This is a genomic window from Pantoea sp. DY-15, from assembly GCF_019795935.1.
GTDB classification, from domain to species: Bacteria; Pseudomonadota; Gammaproteobacteria; order Enterobacterales; family Enterobacteriaceae; genus Pantoea; species Pantoea leporis.
In genome coordinates, this window is sequence record NZ_JAIMIF010000001.1 from 820444 (window position 1) to 846342 (window position 25899).

Genomic DNA, 25899 nt, shown 5'->3' on the forward strand with positions numbered 1-25899 from the left:
GAAGGAACACAGCATGCAGCTGTCGCAGCGCATTGTCGTTGTTGATGATGAACGATCGGTTCGCAGTGGTTTGAGCAATCTGCTTCAGTCGGAAGGATACGCAACGCAGGCATTTGAGTCGGCTGAAGCGCTATTAGCGGACGAGACGGCCCTAAATGACGCTGCGCTGTTTATTATTGATGTTGAGCTCAAAGGCATGTCGGGCTTTGAGTTGTTCCGTGCGCTGGTACAGCGTCGCGAGAATCCACCCGGAATTATTATCTCCGGCAATGGTGATGAGAATATGCTCTGGTATGCCATCAATCTAGGCGCGATAACCTTTATGCCAAAGCCCATTGATATCGACCTGCTGTTCGAACATATTCGCCTGGCGTTTTCCTCCCAGGCAGCGCGCCAATGAGCACGCTTTTCCTGTCGTTAAATATCGCGGATGACGCGGCGCTGGTGCTGGCGGATGACATTGTTTTTACCCCTCTGGCGCAGGAAGGGCAGGTTGAATGGATCGAATGCCAACACCTGGTCTCCGGTGAGCGCTTCGTGCTGGCCACGGCGGCGGCCGAAGAGGCGGTGTTTCAGGTTACGCAACTGCTGAAAAATGAGTATGCGCTGCGCGCCTTATTAGCAGAAAGCTGGGCGCTAAAACCGCTGCGCCACACGTTATATCAAGGGCGCTACGCCCTGATTTATCCCGCTTTCCGCTACCAAACCCTGGCGGATTATCTACGCCTGCCTGCGGGTAAAATACAGAAGTTCATCAGCTGCGCCGTGCTGCTGTGTAACGCGCTCAGCAAGCTGCATCAGCAAGGCTTGGTGCACGGCGACATCAAACCAGCCAACTTCTTCTTCACCGATCAAGGCGACGTGGTGCTGGGCGGCTTTGGCCTGGCGTTTATCGAAGCGGACTCACAGCAGCCGCTGCGCGCCTCGGTGACCGGCGGAACGCTGGCCTACATGTCGCCCGAGCATACCTCGCGCACCGCGCACGCGGTCAGCCAGGTCAGCGATCTCTACAGCCTGGGCATCGTGCTTTACGAATTACTCACCGGCAAGCTTCCCTATGGCAGCGCCGAAGGTGGTGCAGCTGAATGGGTGCACCATCACATTGCCTCCGAAGCGCTGCCGCCGCACCGGCTGCGCAAAGATGTGCCGCTGGTACTCTCATCCCTCATTTTACGCCTGCTAACCAAATCGCCGGAGCAGCGTTATCAAACCGTCGAAGGCGTGCTGGCCGATCTGCGCCGCTGTGAATCCAACCTGATGCCTGACGGCGTAGTTGAATCCTTCGCGCTGGGCTTACAGGATGTGCCAACCACAACGCTGTTATCCGATGTGCTGTACAGCGACCATGCTCAGGCCAGCGAGATGCTGGCGGCGTTTGATGAGGTGTGCAGCAGCGGGAAACACTGCATGGTGGCGATTAGCGGCGCGCCCGGTGCCGGAAAATCGGCGCTGATGGCCTCGGCGCTTAAAATCCTGCGGGAAAAAAACGCGCTGCTGACGGTGACCAAAGCCGACCAGCACTCGCCCATTTTGCCCTACGCGGTATTTACCTCGGCGTTTCGATCGCTGACGCTGCATCTGCTCGGGTTGCCTGCCGAAGAGCTGGCGCGCTGGAAAACACACATCACGCGTCAACTGGGGAATTATGTTGGGCTGGCCGTCAATCTGGTGCCCGAGCTGGGCATCTTGCTCAACCACAAAGCCAGCGTGCAGGCGGATGCGCGCTCGCTGGATGCGCGCAATCGCCTGAATCTGGTGGCCTGCAGCCTGGTGAAAGCCTTTACGGTGCCGGGACGGCCGCTGATCCTGCTGATTGATGATGTGCACTGGGCCGATCAGGCGACTTTGCAGCTGCTGCAGAATCTGCTGCGTTCCAGCGACGATATTCCCTTGTTGCTGGTCATCTCTCATCGCGATCGCGCCTCGTTGTCCTGTCCGAGGGTGGTCGCCAGCCTGGATCGGATTCGTGCGGCGGCCACGCGCATTGTGGATGTCACGCCCGAGCCGCTGTCGGTAAAAAATATCGCCAGCTGGCTGGCCGGCATTTTTCACACGCGCAGCGCGGAGACCACCGAGCTGGCGCAGATCATCCATGAAAAAACCGCCGGGAATCCGCTCGCCACGCGTGAGTTTTACCGCCAGGCGGTGCGCGATCACCACATCACGCACGTCGCATCCCATAAATGGACCTACAATCCGCACGCGCTGAGAAACTGCCATTACACCGCGAATGTTGCAGCCAGCGTGCTGCAACAGCTGCAGTTGCTCGCGCTGCCGGTGCGCCAGCTGCTGGGCCGATTGGCCTGCATCGGCAGTAGCGGCGATCTGCCGGTGTTGGCCGGTATTCTCGATACGACGCTTAGCGCCCTTCACGCCACGCTGCGCCCTGCGGCTGAGGCCCGGCTGATCTCGCTGACCGATCACAGCTACGCCTTTATGCATGACAGCATGCATGAGGCCGCGCTGAAGTTGCTTTCGTCGGCAGAAAAAGATGATTTTCACGTTGCCGCCGCGCGCTATTACATGCAGGCCGCGCGCCAGGATAACGCGCATGCGCTGCTGTTCAGTGCCGCGCATCACACCATCACGCTGCAAAACCGCGCCCTTTTAACGCCTGAAGCCGCTGCGTTCGGTCTGCTGTTATTAAACGCCACCCGACGCGCAAAAATTATGGGCGATTACGCTTCCGCGCTGCGTTTCTTGCACACCGCCCGAGCGCTGAACGCAGAATCAGGCGCGGAGGAGAACGGCCTGTTTTTGTTTGAGCAAGCGGAGTGTGAGTTTTTAAACGGCAACTTATCGGGCGCGCTGGCGTTGAGTTCCGAGATTCTCGCCACGCCCGGTGCGGTCACCGATAAAGCCGAAGCGGCGACGCTGATTGCTGAAATTCATATGCGTCAGTCCGACAGCCAGCTGGCGCTGGAAACCGCGCTGGCCTGGCTGGCGGTGTTTGGCATTCATCTGCAGCGCTATCCGGATAAAGCCGAGTGCGATGTCGCCAGGCATCGATTGAAAAAGGATGTCGGCAAAAATCCTTACACGCGTTTCCGTTCCCTGCCGCGAGTGACCTGCCACAAAACTGAAGCGGTGATGAACCTGATGGCCAGCGCCAGCACTTTCGCCGCCTTTATCAGCCCACGGCTGCAGTTCATTATCCTGTGTAAACTTCTGCATCTGACCATGGAGAAGGGCATCAGCGGTGCCTCCACGCTGGCGCTTGCCTGGTACGGCGTGGTGTGTGGCGATCAGTTCGACGAATACAGCCGTGGATTCGCCAGTGCGCTGCTGGCCCGTGAGTTGGTGTATAAGCACGATTTCGTCAGCTACAAAGCGCGCACGCTGATGCCGCTGGATCAGGTGAGCGTCTGGACCATGCCACTCAGTTACGCCATTGAGTGCGCTAAAGCGACTTTTGATGTGGCGGTTGATATTGGCGATCGCACGTCGGCGTGTCTGGCGCTGCGCCATCTCACCATGAATTGCCTGGCGCGCGGTGACCATCTTGATGGCGTGCATACTTCGATCATGCGCGGCATGGTCTATGTGCGCAAAGCGCAGTATCGCGATGTGGAAGTGATTCTCGGCATGCAGCTGGATTACGTGATGTTCCTGCGTAAGCCAGCCGGTGAGACCTTGTCCGGCGATGATTTCCATGCGCCCACGCTAAACGTGGTGCGGCCCGAACACGCCATTGAACCGCTGTTTTTGATGCAGTTCTGGGCGCGGCTGTACAAAGGCATGGCGCACTTCTTTGCCGGTGAGTATGTCGCCGCCCATCGCCAGTTCAGCGACGCCGCGCCGCTCACTGACGTGATTCCCGGCCATGTGCATATGCTGGATTTCCACCTCTACAGCGCGCTTTCCCTCACCATACCGCTGCAACCGAATGAGCTTAATGCCACGCAGCGGCAGCAACTGCAGCGCCATCTTGACAGAATCATCACCTGGGCATCGGAGAACGCCGGCACCTTCGCCGACAAAGAAGCGCTGCTGCGCGCCGAACTGCTCAGGCTGGAGGATAACAGCGGCGCGGCACTGGAGCAGTTTGAAAAAGCCATTGAGTTGTCGCGCAAAGGGCAGTTCCATCCGATTAACGGCCTGGCATGCGAACTGGCCGCGCGCTGCGCCAATGCGCGCGGCATGGCGTTCGCCGCCGAGGGTTACATCAAAGGCGCGCTTGCCGCCTGGGATCGCTGGGGCGCGGGCGCCAAGGTGCGTCAGCTTGAAATGTACTATCCGCATCTGGCGGCGCACCCGCCGCAGAGCGCGTTAAACACCGTGACCTTTGAGCAGAGCGCGGTGATCAGCGACCTGCAAAGCCTGGTCACGGCGATGCGCGCATTGACCGAAGAGATCAATCTTGATCGGCTGATCCATATTTTGATGATGATGTTGGTGGAGCGCGCCGGGGCGCAGCACTGTATTTTGATCCGCCTCATCGACGGCAATGTGCCGGAAATTCAGGCGCGCGCCTCCTCCACGGTGGAAGGCGTCAGAGTCAAAATCGTTAATGAACTGCCGGTGGCGACCGATTTGCCGCTGTCGATTCTCTCGGCGGTGATCCGCACCGGACAGGAAATCCGTACCGGTCGGCCGGAAGTGTTTAGCCCGTTTAGTCAGGATAACTATCTGGTTGCCTCTGGCGCGGCAGTGATGTGTGTGCCGATGTTCCGCCAGGCGCAAATGGTGGGCGTACTCTATCTGGAAAACCGGCTGATGCCGGATGTTTTCACTGCGGAGCACTCGCGCATTGTCTCGATGTTAGGCGCGCAGGCTGCGGTTTCTCTGGAAACGGCGCGGCTGTATGCCGAGCTGGTGGAGGAGAACATCCAGCGGCGGAAAATTGAAAAACAGCTGCGTGCCAGCCAGACATCCCTGATGCTGGGTGAAAAAATCAGTAATACCGGTACCTGGCACTGGCATCTTGAGCCGGATATCCAGCTGATATCGGACGAATATAAACGCATCATGGGGCTGCCCGCCGGGCAGGTGAGCACCTCGATGGCCGAGTTTCAGCGGCGGGTGCATCCAGACGATCTTCAGTGCCTGAAAGCGCTGATTGAATCCAGCGTGGCGTATGGCGTGAGCATGCAGGCTGAATTTCGTATCATCCGTGATGACGGCGAATGCCGTTATATCAAAGGCATCGGTGAGCCGGTGGAGAACTGGCCGGATGTCGCCGAATATTTCGGCACGCTGACGGATATCACCGCGCAGCGTCAGTCCGAAGATGCCGCCAGAATTGCCCAGGCCGAGCTGGCTCGCGTGGCGCGCGCCACCACGGTAGGACAGCTGACCTCATCTATCGCCCATGAAATCAATCAGCCGCTGATGTCGATTGTGGCCAATGCTGGCGCCAGCCTGCGCTGGTTGAAACGCGATCCGGCTCAGCTGGAGAAAGCCAGTGAAAGCATTGAGGAGATCATTAACGAAGGGCGGCGCGCTGGCGAAATTATTCGCGGCCTGCAGTCACTAACGCGCAATAATGTCGCGGAGTATGCATCGGCCAGGCTGCATCTGCTGGCGCGCGATATTTTAACCTTGTCGCGTCTGGAACTTGAGCGCCGCTCGGTGGCACTTGAACTGGATATTAAAGCGCCATGGGATGAGGTGTTTTGCGAGCGCGTACAGATTCAGCAGGTGCTGCTGAATCTGGTGATTAATGCCATTGAGGCGATGGCGGATAATGGCGGAGCGCGTATTCTGCGGCTCTCATCCTGCAATCCTGACGCGAATCATATTCGTATAGCGGTGGCCGACAACGGCAGCGGATTATCGGCAGAGGTTATCGGCAAGATATTCGACTCTTTCTACACCACCAAAGCGGAAGGAATGGGAATGGGCCTGACCATCAGTAATGAAATCATCAAACGTCATGGTGGTGTGCTGAGTGCGGAAAACCGCCCACAGGGTGGCAGCGTATTTAGCTTTACCCTGCCATTAAATCTGGGGAAATAGTTTATCTGATCCACCCGCGCTATTTCGCGGGAGTAAAATCGGACCGTTATCACTTTAACGCGCGCGTTATTCATCTTGCAGTAAATGAAGTTTCTCAGCGGCTCTGACTAATTCTGATACTGAACGCACCGCCATTTTTTCCATTACGCGGCGTTTATGCACTTTTGCCGTAATTTCACTGATGCCCATTTCGGCGGCAATCTGCTTATTTAATAAACCGCGAATGACAAGCAGCATCAATTCCATTTCCCGTGGCGTTAAAGAGTGATAACGCCCGGTGAGTACAACTCTTTCCTGTGCGAGTGCTGCGCTTTTTTCGGCCAGCGCCATGGCAGCGGATACCACTTGTATCAGGTCATCCGGCATCACCGGCTTGGTGAGAAACTCAAAGGCACCGGCCTTCATCGCGCGGACCGTCAGAGGAATGGTGCCAAAGCCGGTGAGGAAAATGGTGGGAATGGTGTATCCGCGTGCGGTGAGATCCTGCGAGACATCAAAGCCGTCGCGGCCCGGCATATTCATATCGACAATTAAACAGCTCGGGGTGCGGTAATGCGGCTGATGTAAAAATTCAGCGGGGGAGGTAAAGGTCGAAATCAGGTAGCCTTCTGAGCTCAGAAGATTTTGCAGCGCGTTGATGACAGCGTGGTCATCGTCAACAATATAAATCGTTCTATCCATAAAAACTCATTCAGACTCTTACGAGTTCTATTCACTACATGCGCGCTAATATACCCGCAAAATAGTGCTGTAGGAATGGCGAAAAACGTATATGTGAATGTGATTATCTACTGCGCTGTCAGGCTTAAAAAGGGTGAGGATGAAAAGCCATGCACTCACCCGCTATTCTTAAGGTAATAAATGCGTAACCTTAAGGTTCTTCAATTCGCGATACCCTCAAGGTGGTTTGTTCGCCACGCCCATACACTTTTCCACTGACGCGAACTTTATCACTGGCTGAATAGGTTTTCTCTTTGAAGGCCGGTTTCTCAGCATTAATGATAATCGTGCCGGTATCATCGCGGAATTTGTAGCTATCACCTTTCAGCTTTTCAATAATATGGCCTTCGAGCGTGACATAGCCGCCCTGACGGAAATCACGAATACGTGAAATCGGGGTTTGTGCGGTGTCTTCCGATCCTTTATAACCGGCATCCTGATTCTTCTGCGGCGGTGCTGTTTCACCTGATTGGTATCCGCCTTCCGCTGCGCTCACGCCAACGCTGAACATCATGATTACTGAAGCTATAACAACCTGTTTCATACGCTCTCCATAGATTTTCCTGCTGACACGGTGTTAAGTCTGGCACAAATATGCGCGACTGCACGACAAACGCAGCGGTAATTGAAAAAAGCACAACTGACTTATTTATGCCAGGGTATGTAGACGCGGTTTTTATTTCTTTGGCTAAGCGCGACGTTAAATTAGCGCCGTGCTTATCTGCTCATTCGAATTAAGAGTGCTAGCCACTCAGGAAAATAAATCATGAAAGCTATCGTCTATAACGGGCCTTTTGATGTCTCGGTTAAAAATGTTCCTGATGCAAAAATTGTGCGTCCTACCGATGCGCTTATTCGTATTACCACCACCAATATTTGCGGTTCCGATTTACATATGTACGAGGGGCGCACCAGCTTTGAACAGGGGCGCATCTTTGGTCATGAAAACCTTGGCGAAGTGGTGGAGGTGGGGAGTGGCGTCGAGCGACTTAAGGTTGGCGATTACGTTTGTATGCCGTTCAACGTCGGCTGTGGTTTCTGTGAAAATTGTGAGAGAGGGTTAACCGGTTTCTGTCTGACCGCCAACCCCGGCACCGCAGGTGCGGCCTACGGCTTTGCTGAAATGGGTGAGTGGGAAGGCGGTCAGGCCGAGCTGCTGCGCGTGCCGTTTGCCGATTTTAACTGTTTGCTGCTGCCACCGGATGCGGTGGAGAAAGAGGAAGATTATGTGATGCTGTCAGACATTTTCCCCACCGGCTGGCATGCAACCGAGTTGGCAGGCCTGCGACCGGGCGATAGCGTCGCCATCTACGGTGCGGGCCCGGTAGGCTTGATGGCCGCGCATTCGGCGATCATCAAAGGCGCGTCGCAGGTGTTTGTGGTGGATACGCACCCCGATCGCCTGGCGCTGGCGGAGCAGATGGGCGCAACGGGCATCAATGCCGTGGGCGACGCAGCGGTGCAGCAAATCCTTGATCTGACGGATGGACGCGGCACGGATTGCGGTTGTGAATGCGTGGGTTATCAATGTTGTAATCAGCATGGACACGAAGATAACAGCGCCACCATGAACAGCCTGGTCGCCTCCACCAAAGCCACCGGCGGCATTGGCGTGGTGGGCGTGTTTATCCCGCAGGATCCCGGCGCGGCCAGCGAGTTAGCCAAAGTGGGTAAAATGCCGTTCGATTTCGGCAGCTTCTGGTTTAAAGGGCAGTCGATCCGTACCGGCCAGGCCAACGTCAAAGCCTATAACCGCCAGCTAGCGCGATTGATTGCCACCGACAAAGCGCATCCGGCGAGCATTATTTCTCATCGACTGTCGCTGGCCGAAGGCCCCGAAGCGTACCGCCATTTCGACGATCGTGATGCGGGCTGGACCAAGGTGATTTTGAAACCTTAACGCATTCATAGCGCCTGTTATGCCGCATGATATTTTTGGTCGCCATTAATGGCGACCCTGTGGAGGGTGCGAAAATAATTGAAATAAAGCGCAACGGTATTTATCAGGATTAATCTTATTAATAAACCATTAAAGCTACCTTTCGGTTAAAATATCCTCGCTTTACATTCTCCTCATTAATCTCTTTAAACATCATTTCTAAACCAGACGAAATATAAATGTTTTTATGCTCTACAGTTAATAGGGTCTTAACTGGAGGAGCATGTCACATGTCGAAAGATAAAAAAGAACAGAATTTAACCCATACCGCGCCGCATAAAGGGCCAGAAACCTCTGAGCCAGGATTAGGTGATTTAGCACCGCAAGGCGGTGGACATAAACCTGCCGCTGAACCGACGCCGCCGGGCAAGCAGCCTACCGCGCCCGGCAGCCTGAAAGCGCCCGCCACGCAAAACAGCAAACTTGAGCAGCTCGATGAGTACCGTAAAAATGGTGAAAACGCCGACCTGACCACCAATCAGGGCACCCGCATCGCCAACGATCAGAACTCGCTGCGTGCCGGTTCGCGCGGGCCCACGTTGCTTGAAGACTTCATCATGCGTGAAAAAATCACGCATTTTGACCACGAACGCATTCCTGAGCGTATCGTGCATGCGCGCGGTTCGGCGGCGCATGGCTATTTCCAGCCTTACCGCTCGCTGGAAAAACTGACCAAAGCAGGTTTCCTCAGCGATGCCGAAAAAATCACACCCGTCTTCGTGCGTTTCTCCACCGTGCAGGGTGGCGCAGGATCGGCTGACACCGTGCGCGATATCCGTGGATTCGCCACCAAGTTCTATACCGATGAGGGCGTTTTTGATTTAGTCGGCAACAACACGCCAGTATTTTTCATCCAGGATGCGCACAAATTCCCGGACTTCGTGCATGCGGTGAAACCCGAGCCGCACAACGAAATTCCGCAGGGGCAGAGCGCGCACGACACCTTCTGGGATTATGTGTCGCTGCAACCTGAAACGCTGCATAACGTCATCTGGGCGATGTCGGATCGCGGTATTCCGCGCAGCTATCGCACCATGGAAGGCTTTGGCATCCATACTTTCCGCCTGATTAACGCCGAGGGTAAAGCCACCTTCGTGCGTTTCCACTGGAAACCGGTGGCGGGCAAAGCCTCGCTGCTGTGGGATGAAGCACAGAAGCTGACCGGCCGCGATCCCGATTTCCACCGTCGCGATCTGTGGGAAGCGATTGAAGCTGGGGACTTCCCGGAATATGAGCTCGGCCTGCAGCTGATCCCGGAAGAGGACGAGTTCAAATTCGATTTCGACATTCTCGATGCCACCAAACTGATCCCTGAAGAGCTGGTGCCGGTCGAACTGGTCGGCAAAATGGTGCTCAACCGTAATCCGGACAACTTCTTTGCCGAGACCGAACAGGTGGCGTTCCATCCGGGCCACATTGTGCCAGGGCTGGACTTCACCAACGATCCGCTGTTGCAGGGCCGTTTGTTCTCCTACACCGATACGCAAATCAGCCGTTTGGGTGGGCCGAACTTCCATGAGATCCCGATCAACCGTCCGGTTTGCCCGTACCACAATTTCCAGCGTCAGGGCATGCATCGCACGGAAATCGATACCAATCCGGCCAACTACGAACCGAACTCCATCAACAACAACTGGCCACGTGAAGTGCCGCCAGCGGCAAAAGAGGGCGGATTCGAGAGCTATCAGGAGCGGGTGGAAGGCAGCAAGGTGCGCGAGCGTAGCCCATCGTTTGGCGAATATTACTCGCAGCCACGGCTGTTTTGGCTGAGCCAGACCGCGGAAGAGCAGCAGCATATCATCGGCGCTTATTCGTTTGAGCTCAGCAAGGTAGCGCGTCCTTACATCCGCGAACGCGTGGTCGATCATCTGCTGCAGATTGACGTCACGCTGGCGCAGGCTGTGGCCACCAATCTGGGGCTGAAGCTGAGTGATGAGCAGCTCAACACCGTTCCGCCGAAAGAGGTCAACGGCCTGAAAAAAGATGACAGCCTGAGTCTGTATGCGCAACCGAGCGGCGATATCAAAGGCCGTCAGGTGGCGTTACTGCTGAGCGACGGTGTGAAAGCCGCCGACGTGCTGGCGATACTGCAGGCGCTGAAAGCGCAGGGCGTGCATGCCAAAATTCTGGCAGCGCACATGGGACAAGTGCTGGCGGATGATGGCTCGGTGCTGCCGGTTGATGCCACCTTTACCGGTCTTCCTTCGCTGACCTTTGATGCGGTGATTGTGCCGGATGGCAATATCGATGCGTTGCTGCTGAGCGGTGATGCGCGCTACTTCCTGCTGGAAGCCTACAAGCATCTCAAAGCCATCGGTCTGAGCGGTGATGCACGCCGGTTTAAGGCGCAGTTCAACGTGCAGGACAATGAGGTCGAGGAAGGGCTGGTGGAAGATGTGAAAGCCGAGGGCACCTTTATGGCGGACTTCCTTTCTGTCATGGCATCCCATCGCGTCTGGTCGCGCAGCAAAAAAGCGCTGACCGTCGCAGCCTAATGCGCGGGGCGGAGTTGATTGCTCCGCCCCGTTTTCCCTGCATCTTAGGCAAAAAAAAGCCCGCTCGTAGCGGGCTGGTCGAGATGCATACCGAAGTGATCGTGTAAACGCGTACTGTGTGTTGCTGCCACTCAATGTGGTGGAACCAGACTACAGTAATATTTCGCAACTGGTCATAGGAGTTATCGATGGCCCGAAAAATAACCGCATTCGTCCACTGATGCGTGGTTTACCTGCTTAACTCTGTTGGTGGGGAAGACAGAGGACAACATGCAGTTAAAAAGAAAAATGGATAAGCCGATCTCTTCTGACGGCGGTTTACTGAAAAGCATTGTGCTCTCTGGACTGCTGCTATTGATCACCGTAGCCAGTATGAGTATCTGGACCTTGCGTGAAGACTGGCTGGCGACCGTGCGTCAGACCCAGGAATCCGCGATGAATCTGGCGTTATCACAATCGCGTCAGGCGGAAGACACCTTCCTGCAGACCGAGCTGTCGCTACGCCAGGTACAGCGTGATCTGCAGCTACAGCTGGCAACGCGCATTCAGGGCCGTGACCTGAGTAACACCATGCGCGAATTACAGCGCCGCTTACCGCAGCTGCATGGCTTGTTCTACTACGATCAAGATGGCAAGTGGATCGCCACCTCCGCCGAGCGCGCACCCAACAATATCAATAACTCCGATCGCGAATACTTCACTTTTCAGCGCAATAACCGCCGCAACAGCGTGCATATCGGCCCGGTGATCAACAGCCGCAGCACCGGCGATTTAGTGATCCCCGTTTCCCTGCGCGTCAGTGATGCCAACGGTGGCTTTAAGGGCGTGTTGCTGGCCACCATCAAGGTCGATTTTTTCCGTCGCTTCTACAGCTATTACGAGCTCGGTGCACGCGATGTGCTGGTGTTGATGCTGGCTGACAGCACGGTGCTGTATGCGCGTCCGATGCCTGACAGTTACATCGGCAAAAATCTCTCAGCCAGCCCGCTATTTCAGGAGATGCTGGCGAAAATGGATCGCGGCAGCGGGCAGTGGAAATCGGTGCTGGATGGCCAGGCGCGGATCTTTGGTTTTGCGCGTTCCGATCGCTATCCGATTATCGTCGCCGCCGGTTACAACAGTGACGATCTGTTCCATGTGTGGGTTAACCGTCGGGCGCAGGATATTCTGCTCAGCATTATCCTGCTGCTGACCATCTTGCTGCTCGGCGTCTTCCAGCTGCGTCAGGCGCGTAGCGTGTTGCGCTATCAGCAGGAATTGACTCAGCTGCGCGACGAACTGCACAGCGCCAACCTCGCCCTGAATCAACTCGCGCACGTTGATGGTTTAACCGGTCTGGCGAATCGAAGGGAGTTTGATCGTTTCCTGCATCAGGCGCTGGCCCACGCCGCCGCCAGCGGTAAACCGCTCACGCTGATCATGATGGATATCGATTTCTTCAAGCACTACAACGACACTTACGGCCATATTGCCGGGGATAAGTGCCTGAAAGCGATCGGTGAAGTATTAGCTGCCGTGGTTGTGCGGCGCTCCGATATCGCCGCGCGCTATGGCGGCGAGGAGTTTGCGCTGATCCTGCCTGATACCCCATTCGATGAGGGCATGACGATTGCGCATCGGGTGGTTGAGGCGGTGCGGATCAGGCAGCTTGCGCATATTTCTTCGCCCAAAGGCCAGGTGACGATCAGTGCCGGCTGCGCCACTACCGCAACGTCCGCCACCCTTAGTGCGGTAAAACTGCTGGAGTACGCCGATCACGCCTTGTACCGGGCAAAGCGTGAAGGGCGTGATGGGGCGAAAGGGGTCAATATCGATGAACCGCAAGCGTAATCGGCTTATTCCACGGCGGGTAGCTGATACTTGATATATTGACGCAGCGCCTCGTGCATCTGGCTATTCCTTTCGTCCTCTAAGCCGCGCTCTTCATATTCTTTCGCCAGCTGAATAATCACCTCGTCATATTTCCCTTTAAAGGTGATGTTATTTACCGCCACCTGCTTAATCATTAATTCGCGCAAGGCAGCGACTTCAATCTGCAGCTGGTTTACTGTTTCTTCCAGCTCGTTTACGCGTTCTTCATTCGACATAGGTTCTCCGGATGTTATTAAGCTGTCGCTGTATCAGGGGCTGAATATCGCATTCACATGCGTGTAATTCAAGCGTGAAGCGGTTACTTCGCCACCGGTAGATCCGCTCAGGGCTTGAGTCTGTGACGCGCTGCGAAAATAAAAAGCCAGACCTGTTTCCTGTTGAGAAACATATGATATGATGTTTCTCAACAGGAAACACGGAGGTGTGATGTGATTAAAAGCTGGAAGCATAAGGGATTACAAAAGTTGTTTGAGAAAGGTGATATCAGCGGCGTCCAGGCGCAGGACGCAGAACGCATTCGGCTTCGCCTTCTGGTCATTGATGAAGCGTTCTCCACGGATGAATTCAGAAACTATCCGGGGTTTCGTTTTCATCCCCTGAAAGGGGACAGGAAAAACCTGTTTTCATTAACGGTCAGGGCTAACTGGCGTATCACCTTCGAATTCACCGACGGCGATGCCTATATTCTTAACCTGGAGGACTACCACTGATGGCAATGTTCAATCCCCCGCATCCGGGCGGTCTGATCACCGAATACATCGAAGATAACAATATTGGCTTGCGCGTACTGGCGAAAGAGCTTGGTGTTTCTGCTTCAGCGCTGAGTAAAGTCGCCAGCGGTAAAGCATCGGTCAGCCCTGAAATGGCGGTGCGGCTTGAGGCGGGGCTGGGTATTGCGGCGCGCCTGTGGTTATCAATGCAGGCGGCATGCGACCTGCACAAGGCACGAGAAACCACGGACGTTTCCGGTGTCAATCTGCATCCGGGTATGAAAGCCGCTTCTGAGGCGCACAGGGCAGCGAAGTAACGCACCCACGCCAGATACCTGTACAAAACCGCGCTAGCTGGCGCGGTTTTTCTTTGGTCGGTTCAGACACCTTTAGACGAACCCGGTTCTACGGTTGTGATGACGCTGTGTCAGGGACTGAAGAGTGTATTGATATGGGTGTAATTCAAGCGTGAAGCGCTTACTTCGCTACCGGCAGATCCGCCAGCCGGGTGGTGTAGGCCGGGGACAGCATCTCGCGCTTCATCGACCAGGGTTTCTGAATGCCTTGCCCGGCAAACCATAACGCACCGCGCTGGTGGGCATTCATCTTGTCGATCAGGGCCATTAATTGGTCACTATTGTGACGCGGCTGATATTCCGCAAACAGATCAAACTGCGCCACGCCATCGCTAAAGAAATCGCCCAGCATGACGCCGCCTTTCATATAACGCTTACCGGGCACCCAGATGCGATCTAAACAGTTGAGCGTGGCCTGAATAATATCGCGGCTGTCAGCGGTGGGCGTAATCAAGGTTTGGCTGGCCGCATTGGCATAATAAGGATGATGCGGATCGTGCGGACTGGTACGAATAAACGTCCCGATATGACGGCAATATTGCCGCTCGCTGCGCAATTTCTCTGCGGCACGCGCCGCGTAATTGGCAATGGCTTCGCGCATATCCTGATATTCGGTAATGCGATCGCCAAACGAGCGCGAGCAGAGGATATTTTGCCGGTTGGGAATCACCTCCTCAAACGCCAGACAAGACTCGCCACATAATTCACGCACCGTACGCTCCAGCACCACGCCAAAGTGTTTACGGATCAGCGCGGTCGGGGTTTCAGCCAATTGCAGTGCGGTGGTAATGCCCATCAGGTTGAGCTTTTTCGATAAGCGCCGGCCCACGCCCCACACCTCTTCAACCTTGACCAGTTTCATCAACTCGCGCTGACGGTGGGGCAAAGAGAGATCCATCACGTTCTCGGCTTTGGTCCAGCGTTTGGCGGCCCAGTTGGCGAGCTTGGCGAGGGTTTTGGTCGGCGCAATGCCGACACCCACGCGCAAATGGGTGTCCTGATAAATACGGTCGCGAATGTCGCGGCCTAACTGTTCGAATGTCATGCAGGCGTTGATGCCGGTGACGTCAACGAAGGCTTCGTCGATGGAATACTCATCCACGCGCGTGGAGATCAGCGCCAGCGTCTCCATCACGCGGCGCGACATATCGCCATACAACGCATAGTTAGACGAGAACACCACCACTTTGTGGCGCATCAACTCTTCGCGATGTTTGAAGTAGGGCGCGCCCATCTTAATGCCCAGCGCCTTGGCTTCTCTGCTTAGCGAAATAATGCAGCCGTCGTTGTTCGACAGCACCACAATCGGCTTGCCGCGCAGATCCGGGCGAAACACCGTTTCACAGCTGGCGTAAAACGAATTCACATCCACTAGGGCAAACATCAGCGGCCTATGGTTTTAATCACGTGTTTAACGATGCCGAAGACTTCGAACTCATCGGCGTCAGGAATGGCGATCACCGCATGCGCGGTATTCATCGGTTTGAGATGCAGGTAAGGCTGTAACATCAGCTGTTTCACGGTGAACTCGCCGGAAAGCGAAGCCACCACAATGTCACCGTGTTTGGGTTTGAGCGAGCTGTCCACCACCAGCATGTCACCCTCATTGATACCGATGTCGATCATCGAGTCACCGCTGACTCTAATGAAATAGGTTGAACTGGGGTGATCGACTAAAAAGTCGTTGAGGTCGATACGTTGTTCAACGTAGTCCTGCGCTGGGGACGGAAAGCCGCAGGGCACGCGGCTGATGAACAAAGGTAAGGCGAGAATAGCGCGGATTTCCGCGGGCTGATAAAACTGCATGGCTGCGATCTCAAATCGTCACTGTATATGTATACAGTAATGTCGAATAGGCAGTTTGATCAAGCCAGAACCCGTAATGATTTGCAAAACAGTTGGCAACAAAGGAAATTTATTTTGTGCCAAAGGGCATACCGCTGCGCTTAAATCATCATCCCCATGATCTGCAGGGTGCTCTGCTGTGAAGCGGTGATAAACGGAATGTCTTTGATGTGCTGCATACCAAAGGCTTCGTAGAACTTACGTGCACGCACGTTATCGCCTAACACTTCCAGCCACAGGTAGCCTTCACGCTTGTCGCGCGCCTCATTGATGATGCTCTCGAACATCCAGCGACCGTAGTTTTTGCCGGTTTCTTCTGGATTGAGGTAGAGCTTGTTGGGCAACGCGCCGCTCATGCCGGAATCCGGCACTGGCGTGTTCCAGGTGACTTTGGCGAAGCCAATCGGCTTGTCGGTCTCGGCGATCAGCCAGCTCTCATTGGGCGCCGCGAGGCTGCTATTCAGCTCTGCCAGACCGTATTCCTTGTCGATAAAGGCATCCAGTTCGTCTGCGGAAACCCACATATGTTTGAAATGCGCACTGTAGGTCATGCGGCCCAGCAGGTGCAGCAGCTCTGCATCCTCTGCCGTGGCTTTGCGTATGGTGAACTCCATGCCAGATTTCCTTGCTTAATGCTTGTTATTAATCACGTCGTCGGTGCGAGCAGAGGCCACCGAAGGGCAGTTACCATAACGTGTTAGTAACAAAAACCCAAGATAACCAGAGCTGTCTGTTAACAAGGTGTCAGGCCGATGATCTATAATGAAAAGTGAGAAGCAAGCGTAAGCCCATATTCTCAGGAGGTAGAAGATGTCAGATTCGCAACCTAAAATTATCGGCGAAGCGGCCTATGCATTACTGGTGCGCCGTGAGGAAGTCAGCGTTTCCTCACTGCTGGCAGAGCTCGCGCGCATGGCGAGAAAAGAGCAAAACAGTCAACAGCAGCAGCGTATTGCCCAGGCGCAGCAATGGTTGCTCACGCACCGTCAACCGGCGGGCAGCGATAATCGCGTCCATTCAGCATTGCGCGGATTGAGTCGCCAGGAAGGCAGTGTCAGAATGCCTGCGGCCGATGCCGACGACAATTGACCATCCCAACCGGCTCACGCGTCGATGACTTTCGGCGCGGAGCGCACAGATTTGGAAATAAAAGCTTTCTAATTGTCCTAATTCACACTTCTTAGCACTTTTTGCAACAAAACCTGCCTGATATCTTGAGTAAGCTCCTTGTACAGTTTTTTGCTATCTGTACAACTTTACTTAGGTCAAATGATCTAACTTTTTCATTTATTGGGGTCAATTATGCGTCAGAACGGATACACGCCGAGTTCAGTCGAGGCCATTGCCAACTATTTCAGCAAAGCGTCGCTGCCATCGCAGCAGGAAACCTTGGGTCAGATCGTGGTTGAAATCTTACGCGAAGGCCGTAACCTCAACCGCAAATCGCTATGCACCAAGCTGCTGCGCAGACTGGAACTGGCCGCCAATGCTGAAGAAGAGCATCACTATCATCAGCTGATTGGCTTGTTATTTGAACGTGAAAGCTGAGAGCCAGTCAGACGTCAAACTTGTACAAGTATTAAAATTTTACTCTGAATACGCTCCCACACTGGTTTCGCCCCGCACCGGGGCGAAGCGGCGGTCAGAGATTCGTTATGAAAATTCGTTATGAATAGAAGTGAACACCAGAAAATAATCGATGAAATTATTGGCGAAGCGGCGCTGGCGCTGTTGCAACGTACGGGCCCGGTCAATACGCAAGCGCTGTTGAATCAGCTGATGCTGATGAAGCAGCAGAGCAATGACGAAGAGCAGCGTGCAGCGATTACTGCCGCCATCACCGACGTACGCAACAGTATTTCGGCGGGAAAAAAGCTGCGCGAAGAGCAGCCGCAAAGCGACAACGTTCTTCAGCTGTTTGGTAACAACCAACAGTCTGGTAACAATCGTAAACATTGATCGATTGGCTCGCATTTAGGCACTGTAAATTCGAGCGTAGATACAATCACGGGACTGGAATCATGTCGGAAAATCACAACCTCTACGCTGCACTGCCTGACACCGAACTGGCAGAGCATTTTCGCAATGCAGACAGTACGTTAAGAAACGAAGCTGCCGTATTGGATAGGGTTATCCGCCACGTGCTGGCCACGGAAGGGCGCGTCAGTAATAAATCGATTATTCTCTGTTTGATTATGGCGCTGGAAACCGCAGAAGGTGATGCTGAAGCTGATGTGCTGCGCAAAACACTGGAAATTGTGGTGGGTTACACGCCTGACGACGCCTGATATTCCTCTCTGTCCCCCGCGCGGGGACAATGAATTAATCCTTTCTGGCGAGAGCTAATCGGCGCTTCGCTTTGCCAATATTAATTCTGTGCAACCAGGTGCGAAACTGTTTTAACTGGACGTGTGAAGCAACATCAGTTGAAAGCGTGCAAATATACAGCTGGCTTTGGGTATGATTATTAGTGCCGGTCGCGTAAATTTCGCTTTTATTATCACGCTGTTGCAGTTCAATTCCCGTGAAGTGTAAATTCCCCCACAGCTGTAAAGTGTCCTCGAACTTTTTAAAGTCCATCATGATGCCCTTATTATTTTGACTTATTATGGAATGTTGCTGGCTCCGTGCAACATAAAGCAATTGCACGATTAAGCCAGCATCTTTGAATAGTAAATTTAGGGATAGTCGCGTTTGGGCGCGGATTTTCGCATCCACTTGCGTTTATTACCGCTTTGCTTATCCATCGCTAATGCGCTGGCGCTGGCCGGATCAAACAGCGACAAACTCTCTATTTGATGCACCATAATCACTTTACGAAACTCAAGGGCACTTTTAGGTGCGGACGAGAAATCAATGTTGTGATTGTGGTACCACAGACTGTAATTATGCTCGATCGCCAGATTGAGCGTGCGTGAATCACGATAGCCGCTCAGCATCGGGATCAACACAATGTTGGCAGTGTTTGGATATTCAAAGGTCGCCGCGTGAATCATGCCGATATAGATACGGCGCGATTTCAGTGTGACCCACGCCAGCTCGCCTTCTTCCATACATTGCAATAGCAACTGTTCAATGCCGTTGGAGCGGGAAAGGCGTTGATACAACTCCTTGCGTCCACCGGCGTTGAGCCGGGCGCTGACCGCCCAGTTGGAGCGATACATACAGAACAGGATGGCAAAGGCCAGCATCAGCACCACCGGGGCCTGAATGCCTAAAAAGCTCCACGTCATGAAATCGACGTTCCAGTGCACATTCTCCGCCGAGGTCAGCGCAAACGCATTATTCACGCCCGATGCGGCCAGCAGAATCAGCCAGATGATCGCGGTGGCCAGCACGCCTTGCAGCACAAATATGCAGCCATACAGCGCAATGAGAAAATAGACATCCCAGCCAAAGGAACGCTTAATTTTTAAACGGCTCGACATGTCGCGGCTGGTATACCAATAGCCGCAAACCATCATCACCATAAATATCGCCGTGCCCATTTAAATATCCTTTAATGTGCTGACATGATGGGCAAAATCGCGCTGAACTTCAGGACTCAACGCATTAACCGAAGCGTTACCATCTTCATCAATAATAATTCTGTCGCCTTCCTCAATCGATTCCTGAATGTCCTGGCGCGTCATGACTTGCACTAATGACTCCGGGCTACCGAACAGGGAAGTTAAAAAACCAAACATCATCAAGCCATCCTTATTATTTATGCCAGCGTCAACTATGGCACATCCCTCAACAACCCAGCCGCGTAACTGAAATGAAAGGGCGTTTTCCGGATTAATCTGCCAGGTCGCCGTTTAGGGCGACCTGTGATGATTACTGATTGGTAAGCGGCGTTTTACTGCCGGGTTCCGCGCCGGTAATCGGATTGGTATCGGGCTGTGAAGCGGTGCGTGTTGCCAGCGTATCCAGATCGCTCAGCTGTTTTGACGGCAGCGTCACGCTGGCGGAGCCATCACCGCCATCCACTGCGGGCTGCGGGTCGGCGACATAGTCGAAGTTCTCATCCGAATTCCAGCTACCGCGAATATCGTCACCCTGAGACATGTTGTAGTAGGTGTGCGCATACTTCTCGATCGGCGGCAGTTTGCCCGGTGGGAAGTTGTTGTGGATGGAGTAGAGCGCTTTTTCAAACGACAGCTGATGCGCCACTTCGCGCGTCATCAGGAAGCCTAACGCATCTTTTACGCCCACGTCATCGGTGAGGTTGATCAGGCGTTCGTAGAGGATTTTGGCGCGCGCTTCGGCCGCGATGTTGGAGCGCAGATCCGCTGTCACTTCGCCAATGGTATCAATGTAAGCCGCTGTCCAGGGCACGCCCGCGGAGTTGGTTAATGCTGGGCCGCCGCCGTACAGAATCGATGTCAGATGGCTGTCATTGCCCGCGCCGGTAATGGAGCGATAAAGATCGCCTTGCTCTTCGCTGCCTTCCGCCAGTTCGCCTTTGGCACCTTTATTCAGCATGCCAACCAGCGAACCGATAATTTCCAGATGGCTCAACTCTTCAGTCGCGATATCCATCAGCATCTCGCGACGACCCGCATCTTCATCACTTAAGCCCTGCATGAAATAGCGCATCGCAGCGGCTAATTCGCCCTGCGGACCACCAAACTGCTCGAGTAATAAATTGGCCAGACCGGGATTGGGCGCATTAACGCGCACGGTATATTGCAACTGCTTTACATGTCGAAACATAGCTCACCTCAAAAAATAAAATAAACGGAGAAAGGGAATTAATTCTGATGTTTAAAAATAAATAACGATAAGAAATGGAGGAGGGAAGGAGTGAATTTAGCCTTGTACTCATCAACTGCATGCCGCCTCATTAATACTAAGCGGGCATCCCATTGCTGCAAGCGCACCGGGTTGAATTAATTTTATTTTAAGCTGCAGCGTTAATATTATTTCTGAGAGATGAATGTTGGCATGAATTAAATAAGCGCTTCGTTCTGGTGCGCATAAATGCGCACCTACAAAACACGTCGGTCGCCATTAATGGCGACCTGATTAACGCCTAATCAGAACAACTCACGATACAGCGTAGCGATCATCGCCACGCTGCACTCCCGCGGATTGCCCGGCGTACATACATCGGCGAAAGCTGCGGCGGCAAGCGCATCCACATCCTGCTCCTGCATGCCGATATCACGCAGTCTGAGCGGAATACCGATATCGTGGTTTAGGGTGATCACCGCATCAATGGCCAGCGCACGGGCATCGGCTAATGAACAGCTATAGGCACCTTCCATGCCCAGCGCATGGGCGATATCGCGGTACTTCTCGCCGGTATGCTCGGCATTGAACGCCATGATATGCGGCAGCAGAACCGCATTTGCGATGCCGTGCGGCGTGCCATAAAACGCGCCCAGCGGATGCGCCATACCGTGCACCAGACCCAAGCCAACATTCGAGAAGCCCATTCCGGCGATGTACTGACCGAGCGCCATATCCGCCACGCCCGCAGGCACGCCTTTAACCGAATCACGCAGCGAGCGGCCAATAATTTCAATCGCTTTGAGATGGAACATGTCGGTAAGTTCCCACGCGCCGCGCGTGATGTAGCCTTCAATGGCGTGCGTCAGCGCATCGACGCCGGTCGCCGCTTTCAGGCTGGCAGGCATGCTGGCCATCATGTCGGGATCGATAATGGCAATCGCCGGGATATCGTGCGGGTCGTAGCAGACGAACTTGCGCTTCTTCTCTTCATCGGTGATGACGTAATTGATGGTCACTTCCGCTGCGGTGCCGGAAGTGGTCGGCACCGCAATGATCGGTACGGAGGGATTGCGCGTGGCGGCGCCGCCTTCCAGCATGCGCACGTCACTGAACTCGGGATTGGCAATCATCATGCCAATAGCTTTACAGGTATCCTGCGGCGAGCCGCCGCCCACCGCGATCAGATAATCGGCGCCCGAACGACGAAAAGCCTCGACGCCCGCATGCACCACCTCAACGGTAGGATTGGGGATCACCTCATCATAGATGGCGAAACTGAGGTCGTACTGCGCCAGCAGATCGGTGATGCGGGTGGCGACAGAAAACTGGATCAAATCCTTGTCGGTCACCACCAACGCTTTGTTAAAACCGCGTTTGTGAATCTCATCGACAATAGAATTAATCGCGCCCGCACCGAAATAGGCGGTCTCATTGAGGATCATTCTGTTAATCATATTAATTACCTTCACGTAGATGCCAGATTTAAGATTTTTCGATTAAATTCATCAAGATAAGAAGATTTAACCGTACCCAGATTTACGTGGTAATGACGATACAGATATTGCGTTGCCTCAATAAAATCGCGGTTTCCATTGAGTCGAATAAATGGAAGGAATCATGAACCTAAACGCATCGTCTCGGCACGCTTCGCCGTGTCGTAGACATACTGCAGCATCGGTTCCAGGTCGGTGTCGGGCCCGGAGCTGATGATCTTGGCGCGCAGCCACTCAATCTCGCTGGTGATATCCGGCGGGAAAATGGTGTTGTTCTGCGCATTACGCAGCCATTTCAGCAGGAAGTTATTCTTGCCGCGCACGCCGCCAGACTTCTTCGTTTTGGCGTTGATTTTCAGGGCGACCAGAATGCAGTAATAGAAGTGAACGCGTTGGCTGTAGCTTTGCGGGATCATCTTCGCTCACCTGCCGCGACAAGTGAAAAATGTGATGTCGATCGGTTTTCCATTATCCGGATTCCTGCCTGAATGGGTCTAAGAGCCGTGATCAATGCCGATCAGGGCGCTATTTCCGCGCTGTAGCCGCACGGTAAACGCACCATATGATAATCCTCGCGGCGGATGCAAGTCGGCATAATCCGGGAATTGAGGCGGGAGAAGGGCGTTATCAACGCTAAAAAATAAGCGAAACGGCTGAAAAAGCGCTGAGGCGATTCTTTTGCGGCATAAGCCTTAAAACGGCCACTTATCCTATAGCCAGGCCGCGCGTATCTGGCAATATCGTGATCTGCGTCTACACTTAATTCTGACGATGTTTGCAGTCAGCCTGGCGAGTGAGTTTAAATGATGTTTGTTTGTGGAGAGTTATCTATCGAAATTCCGTGTTATCTGCAAAACCTCCTCGCACACACTTCTGCGGTAGCAACCGCCTCGATCACCCAGCCAGCCTCCGAACATCCTGTAATGACAAATTCCACAAGACAGGAGAAGAGTCGTGACCTCCGCGGTTAATCACAACAGCACCTTGCCGTCATTAAGTGGCGGACTCTACGCCTTCTTTTTTGATGTCGACGGCACGCTGGCAGCGATTCAGTCGCAGCCCGAGTCGGTCTCCATTCCCGCTCCGGTACGCCAGCTGCTGCAACACATTTCCAATCTTAGCCACGGCGCCTTAGCGCTGGTTTCTGGCCGTCCGATTGCGCAACTCGACGCCTTAGTCGCGCCACTTGAAGCTCCCGCTGCGGGCGTGCACGGTGCAGAACGCCGCGATGCGGCGGGCCGCGTGCATCGCCACAGCTTGCCGGGGGATATTGCGCAAACACTGCAAACTGAACTGCAGCAGACGCTGGATCAGTGGCCCGATACGCTATTAGAAGTGAAAGGCATGGCATTTGCGCTTCACTATCGCAATGCGCCGCAGTACGAAAACGCCATTATGCAGCTGGCCGAAGACGCCGTTGCACGCTTTCCCGAGCTGGCGCTTCAGCCAGGTAAATGCGTGGTGGAACTGAAGCCGCAAGGCATCGATAAAGGCGCTGCCGTACGTGAGTTCATGCAGGAAGCACCCTTTGCCGGACGCATTCCGGTATTTGTGGGAGACGACCTGACAGATGAAAAAGGATTCCTCGTGGTAAATGCCATGCAGGGGATCTCTGTCAAAGTCGGTGAAGGGGCCAGCCATGCACGCTATCGCCTCAACAGCGTTGAGGCCGTATGGCACTGGCTTGAACAACTATTATTACAACTAGAACATGACAATGTTGGTAAGGAGTTTAGGTTATGAGTCGTTTAGTCGTCGTATCTAACCGTATCGCGATCCCCGATGGTAGCAAGGCCAGCGCAGGCGGGCTTGCTGTCGGTATTTTAGATGCACTGCGAGATACCGGTGGATTATGGTTTGGCTGGAACGGAGAGATCAGCGAATTCTCGGGTGAAGAAGAAGATGAAGAACTTACGCAGATCGAAAAAGACGGCATCACCTATGCGTCACTGCCGCTTAATCAAAACGATTATGATCAATATTATCTCCAGTTCTCCAATACCGTGATTTGGCCGGCGTTCCACTATCGCCTCGATCTGGTGCAGTATCAGCGCGAAGCCTGGGATGGCTACTGCCGCGTCAATACTTTGCTAGCGCAGCGCCTTAAACCGCTGCTGAAGCCCGACGATATTCTGTGGATCCACGATTATCATCTGCTGCCGTTTGCCGCCGAGCTGCGCAAGCAGGGCATTAATAACCGCATCGGATTCTTCCTGCATATCCCGTTCCCGACGCCAGAGATCTTCAATGCTCTTCCGCCGCATCAGGAGCTGCTGGAAATGCTGTGCGACTACGATCTGCTGGGCTTCCAGACAGAATCTGACCGCGTAGCTTTCCTTGATAGCCTGAGCCAGCTGACGCAGCTGCAGAATAAAGGAGAGAAGAAGCATCGCGCCTTCGGTAACACCTTTATGACTGAGGTCTATCCGATTGGTATTGAGCCGGACACCATTAAAGAGATGGCGGAAGGACCGCTGCCACCGAAAATGGCGGCGATGAAACGCGATTTGGGCGATCTGCAGAATATCATTGCCTGTGAGCGCCTGGATTACTCTAAAGGATTGCCGGAGCGTTTCCTGGCCTTCGAAGCCCTGCTGGAGAATTTCCCGCAGCACCGCGGCAAAATTCGCTACTCGCAAATTGCGCCCACCTCGCGCGGCGATGTGCAGGCTTATCAGGACATCCGTCACCAGCTGGAAACGGAAGCGGGGCGCATCAACGGTAAATACGGCACGCTGGGCTGGACGCCGCTCTATTACCTCAATCAGCACTTTGATCGTCGTCTGTTAATGAAGATCTTCCGTCTCACCAACGTCGGCTTGATTACGCCGCTGCGTGACGGCATGAATCTGGTGGCGAAAGAGTATGTAGCAGCACAGGACCCGGATAACCCTGGCGTGTTGGTGTTGTCCCGCTTTGCTGGTGCGGCCAATGAGCTGACTTCCGCGCTGATCGTCAATCCGTACGATCGTGATGACGTGGCGGCGGCGCTCGATCGCGCGTTGACCATGCCGCGTACCGAACGTATCTCGCGTTATAACGACATGATGGCGGTGTTGCGCAAACAGGATATTTCACACTGGCGTGAAAGCTTCCTGAAAGATTTAAATACTTTGCCGGTACGCAGTGACGATCACGGTACGGTAAATAAAGTCGCCACCTTTCCAAAATTAGCGTAACGCGCACCATACCAGTAGGGTCGCCATTTATGGCGACCTTATTTTTCAAAAACTCCCGGCCATTCATGACAACCTCATCAGCCAAAATTCCCCGCTATTAGGCGACCTATCGCTACCGCACTGCACAGCGTTTTCACGCGCCACTGTAACTTCACGAAATCGATTTCATTTCTTAAAGCGCTAATGCGCTGACTCATCAGCAAAAAGCGCACGATTTGGTTAAAAAGCACACAAGCGAAAGGCAAAAAGAGCTTTTTTTCCTCGCAACCCTAAAGATCCCAGGTGGTGCGCCGATAGTCATCGTGGAGCAAACCGAAAAATGCCTATTCATTCATTTCTCTAATGTAACGCCCTGTTACATCCCCTGCCATGCGCTAAACACTCCCTACAATCCACTAACAGTTCCCTGGCGCTCTGCGCCCAGACTTCACGCTTCGCTAGCGTCTCGCTTTACGGCACATGGGCAATATTCCCTGTAAGTGATTAATTTAGAAGCGAATAGTTTCGTGCTAATTCAGAGTATTATGCTGCATATAATCCTTAATATGGCGTGTTATAGCACCCTAATTGCCATAGAACAGATAAGTGATCGCGTTGTAATGACAATCTTCCG

At 53.9% G+C, this 25899-nt stretch carries 25 protein-coding genes; 13 read left to right on the forward strand and 12 right to left on the reverse strand.

Translation table 11 applies throughout. The annotated features are described in order from the left end of the window. Nucleotides 1-13: 13 nt before the first annotated feature. On the forward strand, nucleotides 14-400 hold the full coding sequence (locus K5Y32_RS03990; RefSeq protein WP_222181853.1) for a response regulator: 387 nt from the start codon (nucleotides 14-16) through the stop codon (nucleotides 398-400). Continuing rightward, nucleotides 397-5958: an ATP-binding sensor histidine kinase gene (locus K5Y32_RS03995; protein WP_222181854.1), complete on the forward strand. Its 5562-nt coding sequence runs from the start codon at nucleotides 397-399 to the stop codon at nucleotides 5956-5958. The genes K5Y32_RS03990 and K5Y32_RS03995 overlap by 4 nt, the downstream gene beginning before the upstream one ends. 66 nt (nucleotides 5959-6024) lie before the next feature. On the opposite strand, the gene K5Y32_RS04000 is transcribed toward K5Y32_RS03995, so the two are convergent. Then, on the reverse strand, nucleotides 6025-6639 hold the full coding sequence (locus K5Y32_RS04000; RefSeq protein WP_101760754.1) for a response regulator transcription factor: 615 nt from the start codon (nucleotides 6637-6639) through the stop codon (nucleotides 6025-6027). 190 nt (nucleotides 6640-6829) lie between these two features. Continuing rightward, complete coding sequence (locus K5Y32_RS04005; RefSeq protein WP_222181855.1) at nucleotides 6830-7222, reverse strand: YgiW/YdeI family stress tolerance OB fold protein; 393 nt, start codon at nucleotides 7220-7222, stop codon at nucleotides 6830-6832. A gap of 222 nt (nucleotides 7223-7444) precedes the next feature. Between K5Y32_RS04005 and K5Y32_RS04010 the strand changes: the two genes are divergently transcribed. The 3 genes from K5Y32_RS04010 to K5Y32_RS04020 all read left to right on the forward strand — a co-directional run bounded on the left by K5Y32_RS04010 (nucleotide 7445) and on the right by K5Y32_RS04020 (nucleotide 12942). Further along, the gene (locus K5Y32_RS04010) at nucleotides 7445-8578 is read left to right on the forward strand and encodes a glutathione-independent formaldehyde dehydrogenase (RefSeq protein ID WP_101760752.1); all 1134 of its coding nucleotides are present in this window, start codon (nucleotides 7445-7447) and stop codon (nucleotides 8576-8578) included. 269 nt (nucleotides 8579-8847) lie between these two features. Then, nucleotides 8848-11112: a catalase HPII gene (gene katE, locus K5Y32_RS04015; RefSeq protein ID WP_110865983.1), complete on the forward strand. Its 2265-nt coding sequence runs from the start codon at nucleotides 8848-8850 to the stop codon at nucleotides 11110-11112. A gap of 270 nt (nucleotides 11113-11382) precedes the next feature. Further along, on the forward strand, nucleotides 11383-12942 hold the full coding sequence (locus K5Y32_RS04020; RefSeq protein ID WP_222181856.1) for a sensor domain-containing diguanylate cyclase: 1560 nt from the start codon (nucleotides 11383-11385) through the stop codon (nucleotides 12940-12942). Between the two features lie 5 nt (nucleotides 12943-12947). On the opposite strand, the gene K5Y32_RS04025 is transcribed toward K5Y32_RS04020, so the two are convergent. Next, the gene (locus tag K5Y32_RS04025) at nucleotides 12948-13199 is read right to left on the reverse strand and encodes a hypothetical protein (protein ID WP_008102814.1); all 252 of its coding nucleotides are present in this window, start codon (nucleotides 13197-13199) and stop codon (nucleotides 12948-12950) included. Between the two features lie 213 nt (nucleotides 13200-13412). Here K5Y32_RS04025 and K5Y32_RS04030 point away from each other — a divergent pair, with 213 nt between their 5' ends. Both K5Y32_RS04030 and K5Y32_RS04035 read left to right on the forward strand, forming a co-directional pair. After that, complete coding sequence (locus tag K5Y32_RS04030) at nucleotides 13413-13694, forward strand: type II toxin-antitoxin system RelE/ParE family toxin (protein WP_222181857.1); 282 nt, start codon at nucleotides 13413-13415, stop codon at nucleotides 13692-13694. After that, nucleotides 13694-14011, forward strand: a complete 318-nt coding sequence (locus K5Y32_RS04035) for a HigA family addiction module antitoxin (RefSeq protein ID WP_222181858.1) — start codon at nucleotides 13694-13696, stop codon at nucleotides 14009-14011. The genes K5Y32_RS04030 and K5Y32_RS04035 overlap by 1 nt, the downstream gene beginning before the upstream one ends. A 160-nt stretch (nucleotides 14012-14171) precedes the next feature. Here K5Y32_RS04035 and umuC read toward each other — a convergent pair whose 3' ends face one another. The 3 genes from umuC to K5Y32_RS04050 all read right to left on the reverse strand — a co-directional run bounded on the left by umuC (nucleotide 14172) and on the right by K5Y32_RS04050 (nucleotide 16509). Then, on the reverse strand, nucleotides 14172-15434 hold the full coding sequence (gene umuC, locus K5Y32_RS04040) for a translesion error-prone DNA polymerase V subunit UmuC (RefSeq protein ID WP_110865986.1): 1263 nt from the start codon (nucleotides 15432-15434) through the stop codon (nucleotides 14172-14174). Continuing rightward, entirely contained in the window at nucleotides 15434-15856 is a 423-nt protein-coding gene (umuD, locus tag K5Y32_RS04045; RefSeq protein WP_101760747.1) for a translesion error-prone DNA polymerase V autoproteolytic subunit, read from the reverse strand. Before umuD ends, umuC begins: the two co-directional genes overlap by 1 nt. Nucleotides 15857-15996: 140 nt before the next feature. Then, nucleotides 15997-16509 (reverse strand): GNAT family N-acetyltransferase, encoded by a 513-nt coding sequence (locus K5Y32_RS04050; RefSeq protein WP_222181859.1) that lies wholly within the window; start codon nucleotides 16507-16509, stop codon nucleotides 15997-15999. A 196-nt stretch (nucleotides 16510-16705) separates the two neighbouring features. On the opposite strand from K5Y32_RS04050, the gene K5Y32_RS04055 reads away from it, so the two are divergent. The 4 genes from K5Y32_RS04055 (at nucleotide 16706) to K5Y32_RS04070 (ending at nucleotide 18183) form a co-directional block, all read left to right on the forward strand. Next, nucleotides 16706-16984, forward strand: coding sequence for a hypothetical protein (locus K5Y32_RS04055; RefSeq protein ID WP_222181860.1), 279 nt, complete (start codon nucleotides 16706-16708; stop codon nucleotides 16982-16984). 213 nt (nucleotides 16985-17197) lie between these two features. Then, complete coding sequence (gene ycgZ, locus K5Y32_RS04060; RefSeq protein WP_007891089.1) at nucleotides 17198-17443, forward strand: regulatory protein YcgZ; 246 nt, start codon at nucleotides 17198-17200, stop codon at nucleotides 17441-17443. A 120-nt stretch (nucleotides 17444-17563) separates the two neighbouring features. Further along, nucleotides 17564-17854: a hypothetical protein gene (locus K5Y32_RS04065; protein WP_101760744.1), complete on the forward strand. Its 291-nt coding sequence runs from the start codon at nucleotides 17564-17566 to the stop codon at nucleotides 17852-17854. Nucleotides 17855-17916: 62 nt separating this feature from the next. After that, the gene (locus K5Y32_RS04070; RefSeq protein WP_101760743.1) at nucleotides 17917-18183 is read left to right on the forward strand and encodes a biofilm development regulator YmgB/AriR family protein; all 267 of its coding nucleotides are present in this window, start codon (nucleotides 17917-17919) and stop codon (nucleotides 18181-18183) included. A gap of 34 nt (nucleotides 18184-18217) precedes the next feature. On the opposite strand, the gene K5Y32_RS04075 is transcribed toward K5Y32_RS04070, so the two are convergent. From K5Y32_RS04075 to K5Y32_RS04100, 6 genes are all read right to left on the reverse strand, one after another. Further along, complete coding sequence (locus K5Y32_RS04075; RefSeq protein ID WP_101761031.1) at nucleotides 18218-18478, reverse strand: hypothetical protein; 261 nt, start codon at nucleotides 18476-18478, stop codon at nucleotides 18218-18220. A 95-nt stretch (nucleotides 18479-18573) separates the two neighbouring features. Beyond that, nucleotides 18574-19383, reverse strand: coding sequence for a hypothetical protein (locus K5Y32_RS04080; RefSeq protein ID WP_101760742.1), 810 nt, complete (start codon nucleotides 19381-19383; stop codon nucleotides 18574-18576). Next, complete coding sequence (locus tag K5Y32_RS04085; protein ID WP_101761030.1) at nucleotides 19384-19581, reverse strand: hypothetical protein; 198 nt, start codon at nucleotides 19579-19581, stop codon at nucleotides 19384-19386. 133 nt (nucleotides 19582-19714) lie between these two features. Beyond that, nucleotides 19715-20593: a manganese catalase family protein gene (locus K5Y32_RS04090; RefSeq protein ID WP_101760741.1), complete on the reverse strand. Its 879-nt coding sequence runs from the start codon at nucleotides 20591-20593 to the stop codon at nucleotides 19715-19717. A 323-nt stretch (nucleotides 20594-20916) separates the two neighbouring features. Beyond that, the gene (gene fucO, locus K5Y32_RS04095; protein WP_222181861.1) at nucleotides 20917-22068 is read right to left on the reverse strand and encodes a lactaldehyde reductase; all 1152 of its coding nucleotides are present in this window, start codon (nucleotides 22066-22068) and stop codon (nucleotides 20917-20919) included. A gap of 161 nt (nucleotides 22069-22229) precedes the next feature. Then, complete coding sequence (locus K5Y32_RS04100) at nucleotides 22230-22523, reverse strand: hypothetical protein (RefSeq protein ID WP_218168224.1); 294 nt, start codon at nucleotides 22521-22523, stop codon at nucleotides 22230-22232. A 538-nt stretch (nucleotides 22524-23061) separates the two neighbouring features. Here K5Y32_RS04100 and otsB point away from each other — a divergent pair. Then, nucleotides 23062-23850, forward strand: a complete 789-nt coding sequence (gene otsB / locus K5Y32_RS04105) for a trehalose-phosphatase (RefSeq protein WP_101760738.1) — start codon at nucleotides 23062-23064, stop codon at nucleotides 23848-23850. Continuing rightward, nucleotides 23847-25286 carry an alpha,alpha-trehalose-phosphate synthase gene (otsA, locus tag K5Y32_RS04110; protein WP_101760737.1) on the forward strand — a complete coding sequence of 480 codons (1440 nt, stop codon included), beginning with the start codon at nucleotides 23847-23849 and terminating at the stop codon, nucleotides 25284-25286. Before otsB ends, otsA begins: the two co-directional genes overlap by 4 nt. The last annotated feature ends 613 nt before the right edge of the window (nucleotides 25287-25899 follow it).